At 60.5% G+C, this 19999-nt stretch carries 20 protein-coding genes; 11 read left to right on the forward strand and 9 right to left on the reverse strand.

What is annotated here, in order from left to right:
• Window positions 1–45: 45 nt before the first annotated feature.
• From HBO12_RS10705 to HBO12_RS10725, 5 genes are all read right to left on the reverse strand, one after another.
• Window positions 46–363, reverse strand: coding sequence for a DUF2388 domain-containing protein (locus HBO12_RS10705; protein ID WP_057440438.1), 318 nt, complete (start codon window positions 361–363; stop codon window positions 46–48).
• Window positions 364–432: 69 nt separating this feature from the next.
• On the reverse strand, window positions 433–879 hold the full coding sequence (locus tag HBO12_RS10710; protein WP_169954999.1) for an NfeD family protein: 447 nt from the start codon (window positions 877–879) through the stop codon (window positions 433–435).
• Window positions 880–889: 10 nt separating this feature from the next.
• On the reverse strand, window positions 890–1810 hold the full coding sequence (locus HBO12_RS10715) for an SPFH domain-containing protein (protein WP_027608388.1): 921 nt from the start codon (window positions 1808–1810) through the stop codon (window positions 890–892).
• A 74-nt stretch (window positions 1811–1884) separates the two neighbouring features.
• Window positions 1885–3636, reverse strand: coding sequence for a type IV pilus assembly ATPase TfpB (gene tfpB, locus HBO12_RS10720; RefSeq protein WP_170042115.1), 1752 nt, complete (start codon window positions 3634–3636; stop codon window positions 1885–1887).
• An 84-nt stretch (window positions 3637–3720) separates the two neighbouring features.
• A complete protein-coding gene (locus tag HBO12_RS10725) occupies window positions 3721–4056 on the reverse strand; it encodes a hypothetical protein (protein ID WP_170042116.1) in 336 nt (111 codons plus the stop codon).
• Between the two features lie 126 nt (window positions 4057–4182).
• Here HBO12_RS10725 and HBO12_RS10730 point away from each other — a divergent pair, with 126 nt between their 5' ends.
• Window positions 4183–4653, forward strand: a complete 471-nt coding sequence (locus HBO12_RS10730) for an Lrp/AsnC family transcriptional regulator (RefSeq protein WP_076963642.1) — start codon at window positions 4183–4185, stop codon at window positions 4651–4653.
• Between the two features lie 102 nt (window positions 4654–4755).
• On the opposite strand, the gene HBO12_RS10735 is transcribed toward HBO12_RS10730, so the two are convergent.
• Window positions 4756–6123, reverse strand: coding sequence for a CYTH domain-containing protein (locus tag HBO12_RS10735; RefSeq protein WP_170042117.1), 1368 nt, complete (start codon window positions 6121–6123; stop codon window positions 4756–4758).
• 160 nt (window positions 6124–6283) lie between these two features.
• Here HBO12_RS10735 and argE point away from each other — a divergent pair, with 160 nt between their 5' ends.
• Window positions 6284–7432 (forward strand): acetylornithine deacetylase, encoded by a 1149-nt coding sequence (argE, locus tag HBO12_RS10740; protein ID WP_169954995.1) that lies wholly within the window; start codon window positions 6284–6286, stop codon window positions 7430–7432.
• 135 nt (window positions 7433–7567) lie between these two features.
• Complete coding sequence (gene argA / locus HBO12_RS10745) at window positions 7568–8866, forward strand: amino-acid N-acetyltransferase (RefSeq protein WP_032858930.1); 1299 nt, start codon at window positions 7568–7570, stop codon at window positions 8864–8866.
• A 121-nt stretch (window positions 8867–8987) separates the two neighbouring features.
• Here the strand turns inward: argA and tauA are convergent, their stop codons facing one another.
• On the reverse strand, window positions 8988–9974 hold the full coding sequence (tauA, locus tag HBO12_RS10750; RefSeq protein ID WP_170042118.1) for a taurine ABC transporter substrate-binding protein: 987 nt from the start codon (window positions 9972–9974) through the stop codon (window positions 8988–8990).
• 369 nt (window positions 9975–10343) lie between these two features.
• On the opposite strand from tauA, the gene HBO12_RS10755 reads away from it, so the two are divergent.
• The 8 genes from HBO12_RS10755 to HBO12_RS10790 all read left to right on the forward strand — a co-directional run bounded on the left by HBO12_RS10755 (window position 10344) and on the right by HBO12_RS10790 (window position 17587).
• A complete protein-coding gene (locus HBO12_RS10755; protein ID WP_170042119.1) occupies window positions 10344–11684 on the forward strand; it encodes an OprD family porin in 1341 nt (446 codons plus the stop codon).
• A 275-nt stretch (window positions 11685–11959) separates the two neighbouring features.
• On the forward strand, window positions 11960–12598 hold the full coding sequence (locus tag HBO12_RS10760) for a peroxiredoxin (protein WP_169954992.1): 639 nt from the start codon (window positions 11960–11962) through the stop codon (window positions 12596–12598).
• Between the two features lie 316 nt (window positions 12599–12914).
• On the forward strand, window positions 12915–13508 hold the full coding sequence (gene ssuE, locus HBO12_RS10765; protein WP_170042120.1) for an NADPH-dependent FMN reductase: 594 nt from the start codon (window positions 12915–12917) through the stop codon (window positions 13506–13508).
• Between the two features lie 93 nt (window positions 13509–13601).
• Window positions 13602–14570 carry a sulfonate ABC transporter substrate-binding protein gene (locus HBO12_RS10770; protein WP_170042121.1) on the forward strand — a complete coding sequence of 323 codons (969 nt, stop codon included), beginning with the start codon at window positions 13602–13604 and terminating at the stop codon, window positions 14568–14570.
• A 25-nt stretch (window positions 14571–14595) separates the two neighbouring features.
• Complete coding sequence (gene ssuD, locus HBO12_RS10775; RefSeq protein ID WP_170042122.1) at window positions 14596–15744, forward strand: FMNH2-dependent alkanesulfonate monooxygenase; 1149 nt, start codon at window positions 14596–14598, stop codon at window positions 15742–15744.
• Window positions 15745–15753: 9 nt separating this feature from the next.
• Entirely contained in the window at window positions 15754–16542 is a 789-nt protein-coding gene (ssuC, locus tag HBO12_RS10780; RefSeq protein WP_169954989.1) for an aliphatic sulfonate ABC transporter permease SsuC, read from the forward strand.
• A complete protein-coding gene (gene ssuB / locus HBO12_RS10785; RefSeq protein WP_169954988.1) occupies window positions 16539–17345 on the forward strand; it encodes an aliphatic sulfonates ABC transporter ATP-binding protein in 807 nt (268 codons plus the stop codon). The genes ssuC and ssuB overlap by 4 nt, the downstream gene beginning before the upstream one ends.
• Window positions 17346–17371: 26 nt before the next feature.
• On the forward strand, window positions 17372–17587 hold the full coding sequence (locus HBO12_RS10790; protein WP_003213899.1) for a TOBE domain-containing protein: 216 nt from the start codon (window positions 17372–17374) through the stop codon (window positions 17585–17587).
• Window positions 17588–17700: 113 nt separating this feature from the next.
• On the opposite strand, the gene HBO12_RS10795 is transcribed toward HBO12_RS10790, so the two are convergent.
• Together HBO12_RS10795 and HBO12_RS10800 are read right to left on the reverse strand one after the other, a co-directional pair.
• Entirely contained in the window at window positions 17701–18327 is a 627-nt protein-coding gene (locus tag HBO12_RS10795) for a TetR/AcrR family transcriptional regulator (RefSeq protein WP_169954987.1), read from the reverse strand.
• Between the two features lie 163 nt (window positions 18328–18490).
• Window positions 18491–19867: a glutamine synthetase family protein gene (locus tag HBO12_RS10800; RefSeq protein WP_057440427.1), complete on the reverse strand. Its 1377-nt coding sequence runs from the start codon at window positions 19865–19867 to the stop codon at window positions 18491–18493.
• Window positions 19868–19999 lie beyond the last annotated feature (132 nt).

The raw sequence follows: 19999 nt of genomic DNA on the forward strand, positions 1-19999 counted from the left end.
CAGGCACAAAAAAGCCGCTTTTGAAGCGGCTTTTTTGTGCCCGGTTTACTCGGCGGCGATGGCGTTCTTCGCCAGGATGGCGTTGGCCAGTTCCATGTCAGTGGCCTTCAGGCCTGGGTTGTCGGCACGCACTTTCTGCATGGCGGCTTCCAGGTAAGGGCCACGGATGCCGCCGTCGCTGGCGACGAAGCTACCGGCGTCGTCCTGGGCGGCGACTACCAGCTTGTGGTCCTTGAAGGTCAGGTACGTGGAGCCGGTGGTGGCGCCCGATGAGATGACATTACGCCAGAAGCTGTCGGCCATGGCCGATCCAACTGGGAGGGAAAGCACGGCGAGGGTGGCGACAGCATATTTGAGACGCATGATGGGTGACTCCGACTGGGTTATCTGAACAGTTTGATTGTAGATAACCCAGCCTAGTTCCATGGCTGACTAAACAGTTTCGACCCGCAGAATCACGCCTTCCTGGCCAATCACCCGTACTTGAGCCCCTACAGGCGCATCAGGCCCGGTGACCATCCACACGCCATCGCCGACCTTGACTTTGCCCCGGCCATCGATAATCGCCTGATGCACCACAAAGGTGCGGCCAATCAGCTCCGAACCACGCATATTCAGGCCCGGCTGATCGCTGGCCTTGGCACTGCTGCGCTGGCGCTTCCACCAGTACACCGCCGTCAGGATCGACAGCACCGCAAACAGCAGCAGTTGCAGCTCCAGCCCAAGCCCTGGAATCAGGAACTTGAGCACGCCAACCGCTGCCGCCGCGATCCCCATCCACAACAGATAGCCGCCGGCACCAAACACTTCGAGAATCAGCAGCACGGTGCCCAGCGCCAACCAATCCCAGAACGACAGGTGTTGCAGGAATTCCCACATGGCGCGAGCCTCAGGCTTTCTTGTTGTCGAAGGTGGCCTTGACGATTTCGCCGATGCCGCCCACAGCGCCAATGACTTGGCTGGCTTCCAGCGGCATCAGGATCACTTTGCTGTTGTTGGCCGAGGCCAGCTTGCCCAGGGCATCGATGTATTTCTGCGCGACAAAGTAGTTGATGGCCTGCACGTTACCGGTGGCAATCGCCTCCGATACCACCTGTGTGGCGCGCGCTTCGGCTTCAGCCTGACGCTCACGGGCCTCGGACTCCAGGAACGCAGCCTGGCGACCCCCTTCGGCCTCGAGGATCTGCGCCTGCTTCTTGCCTTCGGCGGTCAGGATGGCGGAGGCACGCAGGCCTTCGGCTTCGAGGATTTGGGCACGCTTGATCCGCTCGGCTTTCATCTGGCCGGACATGGCGGCCATCAAGTCGGCAGGTGGGCTGATGTCCTTGATCTCGATGCGGGTGATCTTGATGCCCCACGGCGCGGTGGCTTCATCGACCGTGCGCAGCAGCTTCTCGTTGATGCCGTCGCGCTGGCTGAGCATGGCGTCCAGTTCCATGGAACCGAGCACCGTACGGATGTTGGTTTGCAGCAGGTTGCGGATCGCATGTTCGAGGTTGTTGACCTCGTAGGCCGCCTGGGCGGTATTCACCACCTGGAAGAAGCACACCGCGTCGATCTGCACCGTGGCGTTATCGGCCGTGATCACTTCCTGGGGCGGAATATCCAGCACGCTTTCCATCACGTTGATCTTGCGCCCGATGCGGTCCATCACCGGAATGATGATATTCAGGCCAGGCTTGAGCGTGTTGGTGTAGCGGCCGAAGCGCTCCACCGTCCATTGGTAGCCCTGGGGCACGACTTTGAAGCCCATGAACAGGATGGCAATGGCCAAGCCTACGAAGAGGAGAAGCACTGTTCCGATCTGCATAACGATTCCTTGTCTGGTGGTGGCGGTACGCGAAGTCTGTCGATTGTAACGGGCTTGTCGCAGATAAGAACGGTTTACTCGTTGGAGGGGGTGACCCTTAAGACTTCTTCCAGGGTGGTCAGCCCCGCCGCAACCTTGTGGGCGCCCGACAATCGCAGGCTGCGCATGCCGTCCTTGAGCGCCTGGCGGCGCAATGCCTGCAGGTCGGTTTCGGCGCAGACCAGGTTCCTGGCAGCGTCATTTATCAGCATGATCTCGTAAACCCCGATGCGTCCGCGATAGCCACTGTCCCGGCACTCTGCACAGCCATTGGCCCGGTAGACGCTGGCGGGGGGCGGCGTGCAGGACTGGGTGGCGCTGCGCCAATCGTCCTGGTTCAGTGCCTCCGGGCTTTTACAGTGCGGGCACAACCGCCGCACCAGACGCTGGGCCATGACCCCAATTAATGTGGCCTTGATCAAGTAGTGGGGGATGCCCAGTTCCAGCAGGCGACTGATCGCGCTGGGGGCATCGTTGGTATGTAGGGTCGAGAGCACCAGGTGGCCGGTCAAGGCCGCCTGGATCGCCATTTCAGCGGTTTCCAGGTCGCGGATCTCGCCGATCATGATGATGTCCGGGTCCTGGCGCATCAGCGCGCGGATGCCGCTGGCGAAGGTCAGGTCGATATTGTGCTGGACCTGCATCTGGTTGAAGGCCGGTTCCACCATCTCGATTGGATCTTCCACCGTGCACAGGTTGACCGTGCGGGTCGCCAGCTGTCGCAGTGTGCTGTAGAGGGTGCTGGTCTTGCCTGACCCGGTGGGGCCGGTGACCAGGATGATGCCGTTGGCCTGACCGGTCATTTGCCCCCAGCGCAGCAAGTCATCGGCCGAAAGCCCCAGTTGCTGGAAGTCCTGGAGCAGCACCTGTGGATCAAAAATCCGCATCACCAGCTTCTCGCCGAAGGCCGTGGGCAGGGTCGAAAGGCGCAGTTCCACTTCGATCCCCGCGGGCGTCTTGGTCTTGATCCGGCCATCCTGGGGTTTGCGCTTTTCGGCGACATTCATCCGCCCAAGGCTTTTCAGGCGGCTGACCACGGCGGTGGTGACCTGGGACGGAAACTGATAGGCATCGTGCAGCAGTCCATCGATACGCAAGCGCACGCGACCCTGGTCGGCGCCGGGCTCGATGTGGATATCGCTGGCGCGCTGGCCAAAGGCAAATTGCAGCAGCCAGTCGACAATATTGACGATGTGCGCGTCGTTGGCGTCTGGTTCCTGCTCACCGGCACCGAGCCTGAGCAGTTGCTCGGCAGCGGTCGCCGTGGGGTTGGTCTGGTCGGCCCCGTTGACCGACCTGGCCAGGCGGAAGAACTCCTGGGTGCAACTGCGGATCGCCTCGGGGTTGGCTACCACGCGCTTGATCGGGCGCTTCAACACATGGGCCAGGCCTGTTTCCCACTCACGCAGGTACGGTTCGGCACTGGCTACCGTCACGCTGTCGCGGTCAACGGCGACGGCAAGGATATGGTGGCGTTGGGCGAAGGCGTGAGACATCAGCGGCACCACACTCGCTACATCGATTTTCAGCGGGTCGATGCGTAGGTAGGGCTGCCCCACCTGACGGGCGAGCCACTCCGTCAGCCGTTCCAGGCACAGCAATAGGCCGGGCCTGGCGGGATCAGGCAGTGACTGGCCGGCGAGAAACTCCAGCGGATGCAAGCCATCGGCCGATGTGCGCCGCAAGCGCTCGGCCAGGGCTGTGTCGAGCAAACCGTGGGCGGTAAGGGCGGGCAGCAGATCGTCGAGGCAAAGCCTGCGATCCCGGTGTTCTGGCACAGCGGACATGGCGGTTTCCTGGGCGGTTTGAAGCAGCAGCGCCAAGGCTAGTCCGATCCTGGTCGCTGTCGCCCAGCGGGTTATTGCCGGTTTTTACTGAGCCACCGCCTGCACGGTTTGTAGCCTTGTGGATTCAACGGGTTGCAGTTCCAGCGAGCACACGCTGATCAGGTTACGAAGTTTTTCACCGATCACCTGGGCGCGGTGCCAGCTCAGGCCATCCATCACTACGTCGATGTTCAGCAGGTCATCGTCGCGCATCACGGTCACCTGCTGCGGCACCAAAAACTGCAAGGCGAAGAAATTGAGGATCCGGCACAGCACATCGGGCTCGGCTTCGGCGAGGATCTGGTAGCGCGCCTGGCAATGGCTGCTGCTGACGGCCCAGGCATCGACGCGGGTGGTGGGGCTGGATGGAATTGAATGCATGGCCGTTCTCCAAATTTGACTGGAGAAATTTTTACATGGGGTGTGGGGTATTTCTTATCTATGTTGGAGTGATATGCCTTATATATGAATAGGTAATTCGTAGAAGCTGGATTAATAGGTATTTTTATGCACAGTGAGTTGGACGTCTACGACCGCCGGATCCTGGCACTGCTCCAGGAAGACGCGTCGCTCTCCAGCGCGCAGATTGCCGAACAGGTCGGCCTGTCGCAGTCGCCTTGTTGGCGGCGGATTCAGCGGCTCAAGGAGGAGGGGGTGATTCGCGCCCAGGTAACGCTGCTTGATCGCAAGAAGATTGGCCTTAACACGCAGATTTTTGCCGAGGTCAAACTCAACGCCCACGGGCGCTCCAACTTCACGGAATTCACCGAGGCGATCCGCGGGTTCCCGCAAGTGCTGGAGTGTTATGTGCTGATGGGGTCGGTGGATTTTCTACTGCGCATTGTCACCTCGGATATCGAGGCATATGAGCGTTTCTTCTTCGAGAAACTGTCGATGGTGCCGGGGATTCAGGAGGTCAATTCGATTGTGGCGCTGTCGGAGATCAAGTCCACCACCAGCCTGCCAGTGTTGCGGTGATAGTGCGGGTGTCATCGCGGGCAAGCCCGCTCCCACAGTTGACCGAGTGTTCCAGAGCAAATCGGTTCGAGTGTGGGAGCGGGCTTGCCCGCGATAGCAATCTTACATGCGCAACAAAGTCTTCCAGGCACGGTTCTGATACACCGCAATCACCTGATGCATCCGCGCATCCAGCGACTCATCGGTGATCGGCTGGTTGGCCAGGGCCGCCAACTTGTTCAACTCGCCGTACAAACGATCCAGCTCCGGGATCTCCAGCAGGTGGCGGGCGTGATGCAGCCAGGCCTGCAGACGCTCGATGCGCGGCAGTTGCTCGGCCAGGTCTTCGGGCTGTTGCTGGTAGCGTGGCAGGCGCAGGGCGACGGCTTCGTCGGCCAGCAGGCGCGGCAGCCAGTTGGCGACCTGGGCGGCGCCCTGGCGGTTGCCACGCACATTGCGGTCCAGGGTCCAGGTGCGGGCCAGCAGCCAGCGCGAAGTGTTCAGTGAGAACAGGCCCCAGCGCACGTCGGTTAGTTCTTCGAGGAACTGTTCCGGCGCGGCCTTGCGCACGTCTTCATCGTCTTCACCGGCCTGGACCAGCGGGCGCCAGTCTTCCAAAAGGGCGTCGAGGGCGCTGCGCAGTTCGCTGGTGGATTGGCGCGGCGCGGCCTGGCCAAGGCTGCCGATCAGGGCGCGCATTTCGGCGAGGTTGTCTACCCAGTCCTGCAACAGGCGCCAATGACCGTTGAAACGGTACTGCTCGGCCAGGCGCTGGCTGCTGCCCAGCAAATGCCAGGTCAGCGCGGCGAAGGCGTCGTCCAGGGGCATTTGTGGTTGCAGTTGCGGGGCCGGCAGGCTCAGGGAGTAGCTGTTGGCGTCGAACAGGCGATAGCCGCGCTCGGCCTTGCTGATATCACACGGCATCAGCGCCAGGGTTTGCGCCAGCTCGGCTGCCAGTTCCAGGAGGGCGGCGGGCTCGCCTTCGCGCAGTTCCAGTTCGAGCTCGCAGATTTCTTCCTTCTGCTTGCCGACAATCACCTGGCCCAGGTCCAGGGCGGCTTCGATCACCACCTTGGCCTTGCCACGGCCCCAGGCGATCTCGGCACGTTCGCGTACGAAGTCGGTGGTGAAGATCGGCTTGAGGGTCTTTTTGTCCAACTCGGCCAGTTGCTCGGGCCAGCACTCGCCGTCGAGTTTCTTCACGTCGAGCTTGGCCTTGGCCAGTTTCCAGTCGTATTCATTGCGCTCCGACAAGCCGGCAACGCTGTGGCCACGGGTCTTGAGGGTCTGGATCACTTCGTCGCCATCCTTGCGCAGGCGCAGGGCGACCTTGGCCTGGGCCAGGTCGCGCTCGGGGGTGTCGAAGTACTGGTTCATCAACTCACGGCGTTCCCAGCCACTTTTGTTACGTTTTTTCAGGAGCGGGTGCTCACGCAGCGCGGCGAGGGTCTCGCGGCTGACGCGGAGCTTGATTTCGGTTTCTTTTTGCATGGCCGGAACATCCAGGATCGGGAGTGCAGCCGGGAGAATAGGTGGCTGCCAAGGCCGTGCAGTGTACAGGACTGAGCCGGGCAACGTGCCGTAACGGGTTTATTGTGCAGCGCGGATGGTTCTATGATGGGTTTCATCTGTGGAAGTTGAGAGACAGCGCATGCCTTTACCGTCCATGAAAGAACAATTTGCCGCACTGATTGCCGCGCCCTCTGTCAGTTGTACCCAAGCGTCTCTCGACCAGACCAACCGCCCGGTGATCGATTTGCTCGCCACCTGGCTCGGCGATTTGGGTTTTGCCTGCGATATCCAGCAGGTCAGCCCCGGCAAGTTCAACCTGTTGGCCAGCTTCGGCAGCGGCCCCGGTGGCCTGGTGCTGGCGGGGCATAGCGATACCGTGCCGTACGATGAAGCGCTATGGCAGACCGATCCTTTGAAGTTGACGGAAGTGGACGGGCGCTGGGTAGGATTGGGTAGCTGCGACATGAAGGGTTTTTTCGCGCTGGCCATCGAAGCCGTCTTGCCGCTGCTCGACCAACCGTTCAAGCAGCCGCTGCTGATCCTCGCCACCTGCGATGAAGAAAGCTCCATGGCCGGCGCCCGCGCCCTGGCTGCGGCCGGTCGCCCGCTGGGGCGTGCCGCGGTGATTGGCGAGCCCACGGGCCTCAAGCCGATCCGCCTGCACAAAGGCGTGATGATGGAGCGCATCGATATTCTCGGACGCAGTGGCCATTCGTCGGACCCAAGCCTGGGCCACAGCGCCCTCGAAGCCATGCATGACGCCATGGGCGAGCTGCGCGGCCTGCGCCTGGCCTGGCAGCGGGAGTACCGCAACCCCCAGTTCAGCGTGCCCCAGCCGACCTTGAATTTTGGCTGCATCCACGGCGGCGATAACCCCAACCGCATTTGCGGCCAGTGCTCCCTGGAGTTCGACCTGCGGCCCTTGCCCGGCATGGATCCCCAGGTGTTGCGCGACGCCATCCGCCAGAAGCTGACGCCCATCGCCGAGCGCCATCAGGTGCAGATCGACTACGCGCCACTGTTCCCCGAAGTGCCGCCCTTCGAGCAGCCGGAAGATGCGGAGCTGGTGCGGGTCGCGGAACGTTTGACCGGTCATCGTGCCGAAGCAGTAGCGTTCGGCACTGAAGCGCCTTATCTTCAGCGCCTTGGTTGTGAAACCCTGGTGCTCGGCCCTGGGGATATCGCCTGCGCCCACCAGCCGGGCGAGTACCTTGAAATGTCACGCTTGACGCCTACAGTGCGTCTATTGCGGGAATTGATTGAACACTACTGCCTCAAACCTGCATAAATTAACTCCATTGCACCCCGTACATAGAAGGAGAGCGAGCGTGTCGCCAAGCCTGTTCCGACGATAACCATCAGCCCGCTGTGCGTTTAGCGATTCATCCTTTTTTGGCTGCTTTTTATTACAGGCCCAGGTTTTATGCCCGAATACGTCAATTGGCTTCGTCACGCTTCGCCCTACATCAATGCCCACCGTGACTGCACCTTTGTGGTCATGCTGCCGGGCGATGGTGTGGATCACCCCAACTTCGGCAATATCGTCCACGACCTGGTGCTGCTGCACAGCCTCGGCGTGCGCCTGGTGCTGGTGCATGGTTCGCGCCCGCAAATCGAAACCCGCCTTGCCGCTCGCGGCCTGACCCCGCATTACCACGACGGCATGCGCATCACCGATGCGGCAACCCTTGAGTGCGTGATCGACGCGGTCGGCCACCTGCGCATTGCCATTGAAGCGCGGCTGTCCATGGACATGGCGTCTTCGCCGATGCAGGGCTCGCGCTTGCGGGTGGCCAGTGGCAACCTGGTGACCGCGCGGCCGATCGGTGTGCTGGACGGCATCGACTACCACCACACTGGCGAAGTGCGCCGGGTCGACCGCAAGGGCATCAATCGCCTGTTGGACGAGCGCTCCATCGTCGTGCTGTCGCCGTTGGGCTATTCGCCGACCGGGGAGATTTTCAACCTCGCTTGTGAAGACGTCGCCACCCGCGCCGCCATCGACCTGGGCGCCGACAAGCTGCTGCTGTTCGGCGCAGACCTGGGCCTGATCGACGAAAACGGCCGGCTAGTGCGCGAACTGCGCCCGCAACAAGTGCCGGCGCACCTGCAACGCCTGGGCAACAATTACCAGGCCGAACTGCTGGATGCGGCGGCCGAGGCCTGTCGTGGGGGCGTGGGGCGCAGCCATATCGTCAGTTATGTCGAGGACGGTGCGCTGTTGACCGAACTTTTCACCCGCGACGGCGGCGGTACCCTGGTGGCTCAGGAGCAGTTCGAGCTGGTGCGTGAGGCGGCGATTGAAGACGTCGGTGGCTTGCTGGACTTGATCAGCCCGCTGGAAGAGCAGGGGATCCTGGTGCGCCGCTCGCGGGAAGTGCTGGAGCGGGAAATCGAGCAGTTCAGCGTGGTGGAACGCGAAGGCATGATCATCGCCTGCGCCGCGCTATACCCGATTGCCGACTCGGATGCTGGCGAACTGGCGTGCCTGGCGGTCAATCCGGAGTATCGCCATGGCGGCCGTGGCGATGAGCTGTTGGAGCGCATCGAAACCCGCGCCCGGACCCAAGGCTTGAAGACCTTGTTCGTGCTGACGACCCGCACTGCCCACTGGTTCCGCGAGCGCGGCTTCGTGCCGAGCAGCGTCGATCGCCTGCCATCGGCGCGGGCTTCGCTGTACAACTTCCAGCGTAATTCGAAGATCTTCGAAAAGACCTTATAAGCGCCACCCATCCAATGTAGGAGCGGGCTTGCCCGCGATGGCGGTGTATCAGTCGACATCTTTGTTAACTGGCCCACCGCCATCGCCATCGCCGGCAAGCCGGCTCCTACAGGGGGAGGGTTTATTCTTTGATGAATTTTCCGGTGACGTAGGCCGAATAGTCCGGTAACACGGTCTCTACTATCCCTTGTTCCTTAAGAAATTTCGCCGTCTCCCCAATGGCCTTGGCTGTCCCACCATTGAGCAAAGCGTCGGTTCGCTGCGCCTGTGCATCGGGGAAGGTGCTGCCTTCCAGCAGTTCGGGGATGTCTGCGGCGTTTGCGCCGGTCAACCGGGCGATCTTCTGCACCGGTACCGAATCCGCTGTCCACTCGGATTTGTGCGCTGCGTACTCGGCAAACGAATCCAGGGTGACCTTGGCAAACTTGGCCACGACCTCCGGATGTTTCTCGGCAAAGTCCTTGCGCGCCACCCACACCTCGAACGTCGGCGCGCCCCATTGGCCCACCTCGGCGGCGTCGGTCAACGTCTTGCCGGTCTTGCGGATTTCCCCCAGGGCGGGCGACCAGACAAAGGCACCATCGATATCCCCGCGTTTCCAGGCTGCGGCAATTTCGCCTGGTTGCAGGTTCACCACTTTCACCTGGGTGGTGTCCAGGCCCCAGTGTTTCAAGGCCCCGAGCAGGCTGTAGTGAGATGTGGAGACAAAAGGTGTGGCAATGGTTTTGCCGATCAGGTCCTTGGGTGCGTCAATTTGGCTGCCGTTACGCACTACCAAAGCTTCAGAACTATTGATCTGAGCCGATACGATGAAGGCTACGATGGGTAGATTGCGGGATGCGGCGGCCGCCAACGGGCTGGAGCCGAGGTTGCCGATCTGCACATCGCCGGAGGCAATCGCGGTGACCACTTCTGGGCCGCTATTGAAGCGGCGCCAGTCGATTTTCTCGCCGATGGCCTGCTCATAAACACCGTCGGCCTGGGGCACTTTGCTCGGATCGATGCCGGTCTGATAGCCGATGGTGAGGTTGGCGGCCTGCACTCCAAAAGAAAGTGTAAGCGATAGTAAAACTGTAACAAATTGACTAGAGGATGCGCGTTTGGCCATGATGGCGTCGCCTTTTTGATCGTGAGTGACGTGTGCGAGATTCTGCTCACACTAAACGATCTAAAAAATAGCCAATAAATACCCTTTAGGAATTAGCTTATGGAGCGATACCCCGCTGCGGGATTGTCGCGCCATGGAAAGTGTTATTCCTGAATAGTATGAAAAAGGATGAAATAATTCTTTTTGGGTGTATGAAAAACTCATTACCCTGCAGGGACCAAATCAACTGCGATTAGACGAAGGTAGTAGACACACAAGGTTACGATTGACTTGTCAGTCACGATCTGGCGCTAATCGCGCATCTGTGGATCGAGGGCGTCAGACCCGAGACCAAAGAACTACAAAAATTAGAAACGAGAGGAGCGGTACATGAAGAAGTCCACATTGGCGTTCGCCGTCGCAGCTGGGGTTTTGGCCCAGCAAGCTGGCGCCGCTGGTTTTGTTGAAGACAGCAAGGCCACACTGGGTCTGCGTAACTTTTACATCAACTCCGACAACCGTGAAGGCGCCGGCGCGAACAAGAACGAAGAGTGGGGCCAAGGCTTCGATCTGCGTTTCACCTCCGGTTACACGCAGGGTACTGTTGGCTTCGGTGTTGATGCCATTGGCCTGTTGGGTATCCGTCTTGATTCGGGCGGCGGCACCAACGGCAACACTGGCTCCGCTTACGGTGGCACTATCTTCCCAAGCGAGTCCAACGGCAAAGCTGTTGATAACTACTCGAGCCTGGGTCTGACAGCCAAAGCCAAGATCTCCCAAACCGAGCTGAAACTGGGGACTTTGCAACCCAAGCTGCCGGTTATCGTTACCAACGATGGTCGTCTGCTGCCGCAGACTTTCCAAGGTGGTCAGATCACCACTAACGAAATCACAGATTTGACGCTGGTTGGCGGTCAGATCGAAAAGGCCAAGGGCCGTAACTCCAGCAACAACGAGAACCTGTCGATCTCCGGCGCGAACAGCCGTGGCGTTAACTGGCGCGACAGCAACAAGTTCATCTATGCCGGCGGTGACTACAAGCTCACCAAGGACCTGACTGCCCAGTACTACTACGGCAATCTGGAAGATTTCTACAAGCAACACTTCCTGGGCCTGACCCACAACTGGGCCATCGGTCCAGGCGTTCTGAAGTCTGACCTGCGCTATTTCAACAGCTCCGATGACGGTAACAACGGCAACCAGTCTGCTTACTTCTCGTCGGGCAACTACAACGGTGTCAACTCCGGTCGCGGCAAGGTTGATAACAACCTGTACAGCGGCTTGTTCCTGTACTCCGTTGCCGGTCACACCTTCGGTGGTGGTTATCAGGTCAGCAATGGCAGCAGCGACTTCCCTTGGTTGAACCAGGGTGACGGCTCGTCGGCTTACCTGACTACCGATATGCAAATCCAGAAGTTCGCCCGCGCTGGCGAGCGTACCTGGCAAGCTCGCTACTCCTACGATTTCGCCAAGGTGGGCCTGGCTGGCCTGACCGCTGGTGTGATCTACCTGAAGGGTGACGATATCGACACCGTTTCGAGCACCCGTGGCGAGTTCACCGGCCAGTCCGAGTGGGAGCGTGACATCACTGTTGCATACGTAGTGCAAGAAGGTCCGCTGAAAAACCTCGGCGTGACCTGGAAAAACGCCATGTGGCGCAGCGACATCGCAAGCACGCGTAACCAGGACGAAAACCGTCTGATCCTTAGCTACTCGCTGCCGCTGTTGTAAGACACGGTAAAAACCTTGCCCGGCGCAATGCCGGGCAAGGTGCTGTTGCTTTCAAGTCGGGCTCAACCCCCGCAAGCCCTTCCTGAACCCCTCTTTCTACAGTGTCTCAAGGCCTTCTCGAACCTTGGGTGCATGTTGGCCTGCGCCTTGGTTGCGGTCCAGTGAACAGATTTTTAATATTCCTTTATCGTCTAAATAAATCGATATTTATTCTTTTTAAAATCTCATCGGCACAGGCACAGTGGGTTCCATAAGCACTCATCAGGAGCCACACCATGAGCCTCAGACTGGGCGATATCGCCCCCGACTTTGAACAGGATTCCAGCGCCGGCAAGATTCGCTTCCACGAGTGGCTGGGCGATAGCTGGGGCGTGTTGTTTTCCCACCCGGCGGACTTCACCCCGGTGTGCACCACCGAGCTGGGTTTCACCGCCAAGCTCAAGGATGAGTTCGCCAAGCGCGGGGTCAAGGCCATTGCCCTGTCGGTAGACCCGGTGGACTCCCACCACAAGTGGATCGAAGACATCAACGAAACCCAGAACACCATCGTCAACTTCCCGATCCTGGCCGATGCCGACCGCAAGGTCTCGGACCTGTACGACCTGATCCACCCCAATGCCAACGACACCCTTACCGTGCGTTCGCTGTTCGTGATCGACCCGAACAAAAAGATTCGCCTGACCATCACCTACCCGGCCAGCACCGGGCGCAACTTCCACGAAATCCTGCGGGTCATCGACTCGTTGCAGCTGACCGACAACTACAAAGTCGCCACCCCGGCCAACTGGCAGGACGGTGACGAAGTGGTGATCGTGCCTTCGCTCAAGGATGAGGAAGAGATCAAGAAGCGCTTTCCCAAGGGCTATCGGGCGGTGAAGCCGTATCTGCGGCTGACCCCACAGCCCAACCGGTAACCCGAATCCAATGTGGGAGCGGGCTTGCTCGCGAATGCGGTGGTTCAGCAAGAAATGTGCTGACTGATACGCCGCAATCGCGAGCAAGCCCGCTCCCACAAGTTAATCGCATTTCAGTACTCACATAGCAGGGGTTTTCAGGCCGTTTCGACGGCCTTTTTTTTCGCCTGGCGAATGATCTTTCTTATATGCAATTTAAGAATAAACAAATGAAAAAATAAGATTTATAGATATATAAATCTGCTGATAAGGTCTGTCCCATCTTGGCGCCATCGCCGCACCGCGAACCGCCGACACTTGCTCAAGGAAACTCCAGATGCTGGTCGTAACACTTGGTGGCAGTCCCAGTCAGCGTTCCCGCTCGGGGGTCTTGCTGGATCATTCCCGGCGCTGGTTGCAGCAGCAAGGCGTGGAAGTGGTGAGTTATCAGGTACGGGACTTCCCGGCCGAAGATTTGTTGTATGCCCGCTTCGACAGCCCGAAGGTCCTCGACCTGCTGGCCCAGGTGGCCAATGCCGATGGTTTGCTGATTGCCACGCCGGTGTACAAGGCTTCGTTTTCCGGTGCATTGAAAACCGTCCTCGACCTGCTGCCGGAACGCGCCCTGGCCCACAAAGTGGTATTGCCCATGGCCACCGGCGGCAGCATTGCCCACATGCTGGCGGTGGACTACGCCCTGAAACCCGTGCTGTCGGCGCTGAAAGCCCAGGAGCTGCTGCACGGGATTTTCGCCGAAGACAGCCAGATCGCCTACGGCGAAGGCAGTGCCCAGGCGCAGTTGGTGCCGATCCTTGAACAACGCTTGAGCGAAGCCCTGGAGCAGTTCTACAGCGCCATGGCCCGCCGCCCGCAACCGCTGGACCCCCATGTGTTGAATGAACGTTTGTTGAACGCTCGCTGGAGCATCTAAGCCGAACCCTAATGTAAGAAACCCTCACCTTACTCAGCCGCCAACGGCCAAGCAGGTGCAGCCACAACCCTCATCGTCAATTTGGAGAGCGCCATGCGCACTGTCATCTTGCGTCGGGGCCTGGTCGCACTGTTTGCTGCGGCTGTGTCCTTCGGCGCCATTGTTCAAGCCCAAGCCGCAGAAACCCTGCGGATCGGTTATCAGAAGTACGGCACCCTGGTGCTGCTCAAGGCCAAGGGCTCCCTGGAAAAACGCCTGGCGGACCAGGGTGTGAACGTGCAGTGGACCGAATTTCCCGGCGGCCCGCAGTTGCTTGAAGGGCTGAATGTCGGCTCCATCGACTTTGGCGTCACCGGCGAGACCCCGCCAGTGTTCGCCCAGGCCGCCGGCGCCGACCTGCTCTACGTCGCCTACGAACCGCCAGCGCCGACCAGCGAAGCCATCCTGGTACCCAAGGACTCGCCGATCAAATCGGTGGCCGAGCTCAAGGGCAAGAAAGTCGTGCTCAACAAAGGCTCCAACGTGCATTACCTGCTGGTGCGCGCCCTGGAAGACGCGGGCCTGAAATACACCGACGTACAGACCGTGTTCCTGCCGCCCGCCGACGCCCGTGCCGCCTTCGAGCGTGGCAGTGTCGATGCGTGGGTCATCTGGGACCCGTACCAGGCGGCTGCCGAGAAGCAACTGCAAGCCCGCACCCTGCGTGACGCCACCGGCATTGCCGATAACCACCAGTTCTACCTGGCCACCAAGCCTTACACCGAAAAACACCCGGACGTGATCAAGGCGTTGGTGGAAGAAGTGCGCGCCGTGGGCGAATGGTCCAAGGCCAACCCCCAGCAAGTCACCGAACAAGTCGCACCATTGCTCGGCCTGCCGGCTGACATCACCTTGACCTCGGTGAAACGCCAAGGCTACGGCGCGCTGTTCCTGACCCCGGAAGTGGTCGCCGCCCAGCAGAAAATCGCCGACACCTTCTACCAGCTCAAATTGATTCCCAAGCCCTTGAGCATCAAGGACGTGATCTGGACGCCACCTGCGACCGTTGCCAAAGCGCCGTAATCCGACTTCTTCAGGAGACAACTCCATGAGCCTCAATATTTTCTGGTTCCTGCCAACCCACGGCGACGGCCATTACCTTGGCACCGCCGAAGGCGCTCGCGCCGTGGATCACGGTTATTTGCAGCAGGTCGCCCAGGCCGCTGATCGCCTGGGCTTTGGCGGGGTGCTGATCCCTACCGGGCGCTCCTGCGAGGACTCGTGGCTGGTGGCCGCCTCGCTGATCCCGGTGACCCAGCGTCTGAAGTTCCTGGTTGCGCTGCGCCCCGGGATCATTTCCCCGACGGTGGCGGCGCGCCAGGCAGCGACCCTGGACCGGCTGTCCGGTGGCCGCGCACTGTTCAACCTGGTGACCGGTGGCGATCCAGAAGAGCTGGCCGGTGACGGCCTGTTCCTCAGCCATGAAGAGCGCTACCAGGCCTCGGTGGAGTTCACCCGCATCTGGCGGCGCGTGCTGGAAGGCGAAACCGTGGACTACGACGGCCAGCACATCAGCGTCAAAGGCGCCAAGCTGCTGTACCCACCGATCCAGCAACCTCGGCCGCCGTTGTATTTCGGCGGTTCTTCCGAAGCGGCCCAGGACCTGGCAGCCGAACAAGTGGAAATGGTCCTGACCTGGGGCGAACCACCTTCGGCGGTGGCGGAAAAAATCGAGCAGGTGCGGGCCAAGGCGGCCAAGCTCGGGCGCACCGTGCGCTTCGGTATTCGCTTGCATGTGATCGTGCGTGAAACCAACGACGAGGCATGGAAAGCCGCCGACAAACTGATCTCCCATCTGGACGACGACACCATCGCGCGCGCCCAGGCGTCGCTGTCGCGCTTTGATTCGGTGGGCCAGCAACGCATGGCCGCCCTGCATGGCGGCAACCGCGACAACCTCGAAGTCAGCCCTAACCTGTGGGCCGGCGTCGGCCTGGTACGCGGTGGTGCCGGCACGGCACTGGTGGGTGACGGGCCGACCGTGGCGGCGCGGGTCAAGGAGTACGCGGACCTGGGCATCGACACCTTTATCTTCTCCGGCTATCCACACCTGGAAGAGTCGTACCGGGTCGCGGAATTATTGTTCCCGCACCTGGATATCGAACGTCCCGAGCTGCCGAAAAGCGCCGGTTACGTCAGCCCGTTTGGCGAGATGGTGGCCAACGACATTCTTCCCAAAGCCGCGTCGCAGAGCTGAGGCGCCGTCATGAATAGTCAACGGATTCTGCATCGGCTGGCGCCGTGGGCGCTGCCGGTCCTGTTGCTGGCGGTGTGGCAGTTGTCGGTGTCGGCGGGCTGGTTGTCGACGCGTATTCTGCCGGCCCCCAGCGCAGTGATTGCGGCTGGGGTACATCTGGTCAGCAGCGGTGAAATCTGGACCCACCTGGCCATCAGTGGCTGGCGCGCGGGCCTGGGTTTTGTGATCGGCGGCGGCATCGGCCTGGCCCTGGGCTTTATCACCGGCCTGTCGAAATGGGGCGAACGCCTGCTGGACAGCTCGGTGCAGATGATTCGCAACGTACCGCACCTGGCGCTGATCCCGCTGGTGATCCTGTGGTTTGGCATCGATGAGACGGCGAAGATTTTCCTGGTGGCCCTTGGCACGCTGTTCCCGATCTACCTCAACACCTATCACGGCATCCGCAACGTCGACCCGGCGCTGGTGGAGATGGCTCGCAGTTACGGTTTGTCGGGTTTGAGCCTGTTTCGCCAGGTGATCCTGCCCGGCGCCTTGCCCTCGATCCTGGTGGGGGTGCGCTTTGCCCTGGGCTTTATGTGGCTGACGCTGATCGTTGCGGAAACCATCTCGGCCAGTTCCGGCATTGGCTACCTGGCTATGAATGCCCGCGAGTTCCTGCAAACCGACGTTGTAGTGCTGGCGATCGTGCTGTACGCGGTGCTCGGCAAGCTGGCGGACCTGGCGGCGCGGGGCCTGGAGCGGGTCTGGCTGCGCTGGCATCCGGCCTATCAAGTACATAAAGGAGGTGCGGCATGACCGCTCAACAACCTCCACGCCTGCTGCGGGGTATCCCGTTGGCGGTGCGCAAGCTACGCAAGGCCTTTGGCGCGCGGGAAGTCCTGCGCGAGATCGATCTGCACATCCCGGCGGGCCAGTTCGTCGCCGTGGTCGGGCGCAGTGGCTGCGGCAAAAGTACCTTGCTGCGCTTGCTGGCCGGCCTTGATAGCGCCACCAGTGGCGAGTTGCTTGCAGGCTCCGCACCGTTGAGCGAAGCGCTCGAAGACACGCGGCTGATGTTTCAGGAAGCGCGCCTGCTGCCCTGGAAAAAGATCATCGATAACGTCGGCCTGGGCCTTAAAGGCAACTGGCGGCCCCAGGCCCTTGAAGCGCTGGAAGCGGTCGGCCTGGCCGAGCGTGCCGATGAGTGGCCGGCAGCGTTGTCTGGTGGCCAGAAACAACGGGTGGCCCTGGCCCGCGCCCTGATTCACCAGCCGCGCCTGTTGCTGCTGGACGAACCTTTGGGGGCGCTGGATGCCCTGACCCGCATCGAGATGCAGCAACTGATCGAAAACCTGTGGCGCAAGCATGGTTTTACCGTGTTGCTGGTGACCCATGACGTCAGCGAAGCCGTGGCCATTGCCGACCGCGTGATCCTGATCGAGGACGGCGAAATCGGCCTCGACCTGCATGTGGAACTGCCACGCCCGCGGGTCCGCGGCTCCCATCGCCTGGCGGCCCTGGAAACCGAAGTGCTCAACCGTGTGCTGTCACTGCCCGGCACGCCGCCTGAGCCGGAACCTGTTTCACCGTTGCCTACGCAATTGCGTTGGGCGCAATAACTCACTTGTCCCTAAGGAATAACACCATGACTATCAAAGCGATCAACGTGCGTAACCAGTTCAAAGGCACCATCAAGGAAATCGTCGAAGGCGACGTACTGTCGGAAATCGACGTGCAGACCGCGTCCGGCATCGTCACGTCAGTGATCACCACCCGCTCGGTCAAAGAGCTGGAGCTGGTGATTGGCAGTGAAGTGATTGCGTTTGTGAAGTCCACCGAGGTGTCGATCGCCAAGCTGTGATCGGCTTCAGACCGCTATCGCAGGCAAGCCTACTGCCACATTCGAACATGGGAATGCGGTCGAATGTGGGAGCGGGCTTGCTCGCGAAGAGGCCGGCCCAGTCACCGTAAAACTTATCGCTTAGGCAAAAACACCGGCAAATAAAGCCCCACATACGCATCGAATACCCGCATCCCTTCCTCCGCCATGCGCGGGGTGATCTGCCCATGCTGATGCACCGAGCGCGCATACACGCGGTCGCTCAGTTCCAGTGCCAGGGCAAACACGTCCACATCCGCCGGCAGCGTCGGCACCTCAAAGTGGCGGTTGAACACTTGCAGCATCAAGTCCCCCAACTCCAGGTCGTGCTGGCGGTCGGCCTGGGTCACTTCGGTGAGGCCGTGCTGGGCGAGGATCAATTGGCGGGCGGCGGCGTCCTTGCTGTAGATCGCCAGCATGCGCAGCTCGACCAGGCGCGACAGGTCGCGCCAAGTGTGCAGTTGGTCGTGGTCGATGGGTGCTTGCAGCGCTGCGCGGAAGGCGGCGTGCACGTCTGCCGTCAGGGCTTCGAGCAAGGCCGGTACGCTGGCGAAAAAGTGATACACCGAGGACGGCGGAATCTGCGCCCGTTCGGCCACGCTGTAGATCGACAGGCTGGCCACACCTTCGGCGGCCAGCAAGGTGCGGGCGGCGTCGAGGATCGCGTCGATCCGGGCCTGGCTGCGGGCGCGGGGTTTGCGAGGGGCGGCGGGGCGGGTCATGGATGTCTCCTACAGGGCAGCGGGCATTGTATGAGCAGGAAGGTGTGTTGTCTGCCAAACCGCTATCGCTGTAGGCGCTGGCTTGCCAGCGATCCGCCGCAGGCGGCCATAAAAAAACGCCACAGGCCATAAGCCTGCAGCGTTCATTTATTGCAGCCACCGCTTACACGGTATGCAGATACCAGTTGTATTCAAGGTCGGAGATGGAGTGTTCGAACTCCTCCAGCTCACTTTCCTTACAGGCGACGAAGATATCGATGTATTTCGGATCGATGTACTTGGCCATCACCTCGCTGTCGTCCAACTCGCGCAGGGCGTCGCGCAGGTTGTTCGGCAGGCTTTGCTCGTTCTGCTCGTAGCTGTTGCCTTCCACCGGTGCGCCAGGCTCGATCTTGTTGGTCAGGCCGTGGTGTACGCCTGCCAGGACCGAAGCCATCAGCAGGTAAGGGTTGGCATCGGCGCCGGCCACACGGTGTTCGATACGTACGGCGTCGGACGAGCCGGTCGGTACGCGAATCGCCACGGTGCGGTTGTCCAGGCCCCAGCACGGCGAGTTCGGCACGTAGAACTGTGCGCCGAAACGACGGTAGGAGTTGACGTTGGGGCACAGGAAAGCCATTTGTGCAGGCAGGGTCTCCAGCACACCGCCGATCGCGTGACGCAATGCGGCGTTCTGCTCGGGATCCTCGCTGGCAAAGATGTTCTTGCCGTCTTTGTCCAGGATCGAAATATGCACGTGCAACCCATTGCCGGCCTGGCCTGGGTAAGGCTTGGCCATGAAGGTGGTATCCATCTCATGGTCGTAGGCAATGTTCTTGATCAAACGCTTGAGCAGTACCGCGTAGTCGCATGCCTTGATCGGATCGGCGACGTGGTGCAGGTTCACTTCGAACTGCGCCGGGGCACTTTCCTTGACGATGGCGTCAGCCGGGATGCCTTGCTCTTTGGCACCTTCCAGAATGTCCTGGAGGCAGTCGACGTATTCGTCGAGGTCGTCGATCAGGTAGACCTGTGTCGAGTGCGGGCGTTTGCCGGAAATCGGCGAGCGGGGAGGTTGTGGCCGGCCGTTCACGTTCTCCTGGTCGATCAGGTAGAACTCAAGCTCGAAGGCGGCGCAGATGGTCAGGCCCATATCGTCAAACTTGGTTACAACTTGGCGGAGCACTTCGCGCGGATCGGCGAAGAAAGGTTCACCTTCAAGTTCGTGCATGGTCATCAGCAGTTGCGCGGTAGGGCGCTTTTGCCAGGGTTCATTGCACAGGGTGTCGGGGATTGGATAACAGATTCGGTCAGCATCACCGATGTCCAGACCCAGGCCGGTGCTTTCCACCGTCGAGCCATTGATATCCAGGGCAAATAAAGAGGCCGGCAAGTTGATGCCTTTCTCGTAAACCTTGTGGAGGCTGGTGCGTTCGATGCGCTTACCGCGCACCACACCATTCATATCCGCAATTAGAAGGTCTACGTACAGAACCTCAGGATGATCCTTAAGGAACGCGTTCGCTTCGTTAAGCTGAACGGCACGCGGGGGTACCGACATGATGCAACACCTTTGTTGTTAAAAATATCAATCATTGATCTTTTCTGGTTTCAGTCAACCCGAACGGCTTGCCGAAGTCAAGCGAGGCCTTTTTTGCCCTAAAAAAGCGCCCAGGGGGCTTTTTTGCGGCTT

Source organism: Pseudomonas sp. WS 5059 (assembly GCF_012985525.1).
Classification (GTDB): Bacteria; Pseudomonadota; Gammaproteobacteria; order Pseudomonadales; family Pseudomonadaceae; genus Aquipseudomonas.

Coding starts and splice junctions, on each gene's coding strand:
- ssuE (WP_170042120.1), top strand. CDS start 12,915: ATGCTGGTCGTAACACTTGGTGGCAGTCCCAGTCAGCGTTCCCGCTCG.
- ssuD (WP_170042122.1), top strand. CDS start 14,596: ATGAGCCTCAATATTTTCTGGTTCCTGCCAACCCACGGCGACGGCCAT.
- HBO12_RS10735 (WP_170042117.1), bottom strand. CDS start 6,123: ATGCAAAAAGAAACCGAAATCAAGCTCCGCGTCAGCCGCGAGACCCTC.
- argA (WP_032858930.1), top strand. CDS start 7,568: ATGCCCGAATACGTCAATTGGCTTCGTCACGCTTCGCCCTACATCAAT.
- HBO12_RS10760 (WP_169954992.1), top strand. CDS start 11,960: ATGAGCCTCAGACTGGGCGATATCGCCCCCGACTTTGAACAGGATTCC.
- HBO12_RS10710 (WP_169954999.1), bottom strand. CDS start 879: ATGTGGGAATTCCTGCAACACCTGTCGTTCTGGGATTGGTTGGCGCTG.
- ssuB (WP_169954988.1), top strand. CDS start 16,539: ATGACCGCTCAACAACCTCCACGCCTGCTGCGGGGTATCCCGTTGGCG.
- HBO12_RS10715 (WP_027608388.1), bottom strand. CDS start 1,810: ATGCAGATCGGAACAGTGCTTCTCCTCTTCGTAGGCTTGGCCATTGCC.
- HBO12_RS10800 (WP_057440427.1), bottom strand. CDS start 19,867: ATGTCGGTACCCCCGCGTGCCGTTCAGCTTAACGAAGCGAACGCGTTC.
- HBO12_RS10770 (WP_170042121.1), top strand. CDS start 13,602: ATGCGCACTGTCATCTTGCGTCGGGGCCTGGTCGCACTGTTTGCTGCG.
- HBO12_RS10705 (WP_057440438.1), bottom strand. CDS start 363: ATGCGTCTCAAATATGCTGTCGCCACCCTCGCCGTGCTTTCCCTCCCA.
- HBO12_RS10795 (WP_169954987.1), bottom strand. CDS start 18,327: ATGACCCGCCCCGCCGCCCCTCGCAAACCCCGCGCCCGCAGCCAGGCC.
- ssuC (WP_169954989.1), top strand. CDS start 15,754: ATGAATAGTCAACGGATTCTGCATCGGCTGGCGCCGTGGGCGCTGCCG.
- HBO12_RS10725 (WP_170042116.1), bottom strand. CDS start 4,056: ATGCATTCAATTCCATCCAGCCCCACCACCCGCGTCGATGCCTGGGCC.
- HBO12_RS10790 (WP_003213899.1), top strand. CDS start 17,372: ATGACTATCAAAGCGATCAACGTGCGTAACCAGTTCAAAGGCACCATC.
- HBO12_RS10755 (WP_170042119.1), top strand. CDS start 10,344: ATGAAGAAGTCCACATTGGCGTTCGCCGTCGCAGCTGGGGTTTTGGCC.
- tauA (WP_170042118.1), bottom strand. CDS start 9,974: ATGGCCAAACGCGCATCCTCTAGTCAATTTGTTACAGTTTTACTATCG.
- tfpB (WP_170042115.1), bottom strand. CDS start 3,636: ATGTCCGCTGTGCCAGAACACCGGGATCGCAGGCTTTGCCTCGACGAT.
- HBO12_RS10730 (WP_076963642.1), top strand. CDS start 4,183: ATGCACAGTGAGTTGGACGTCTACGACCGCCGGATCCTGGCACTGCTC.
- argE (WP_169954995.1), top strand. CDS start 6,284: ATGCCTTTACCGTCCATGAAAGAACAATTTGCCGCACTGATTGCCGCG.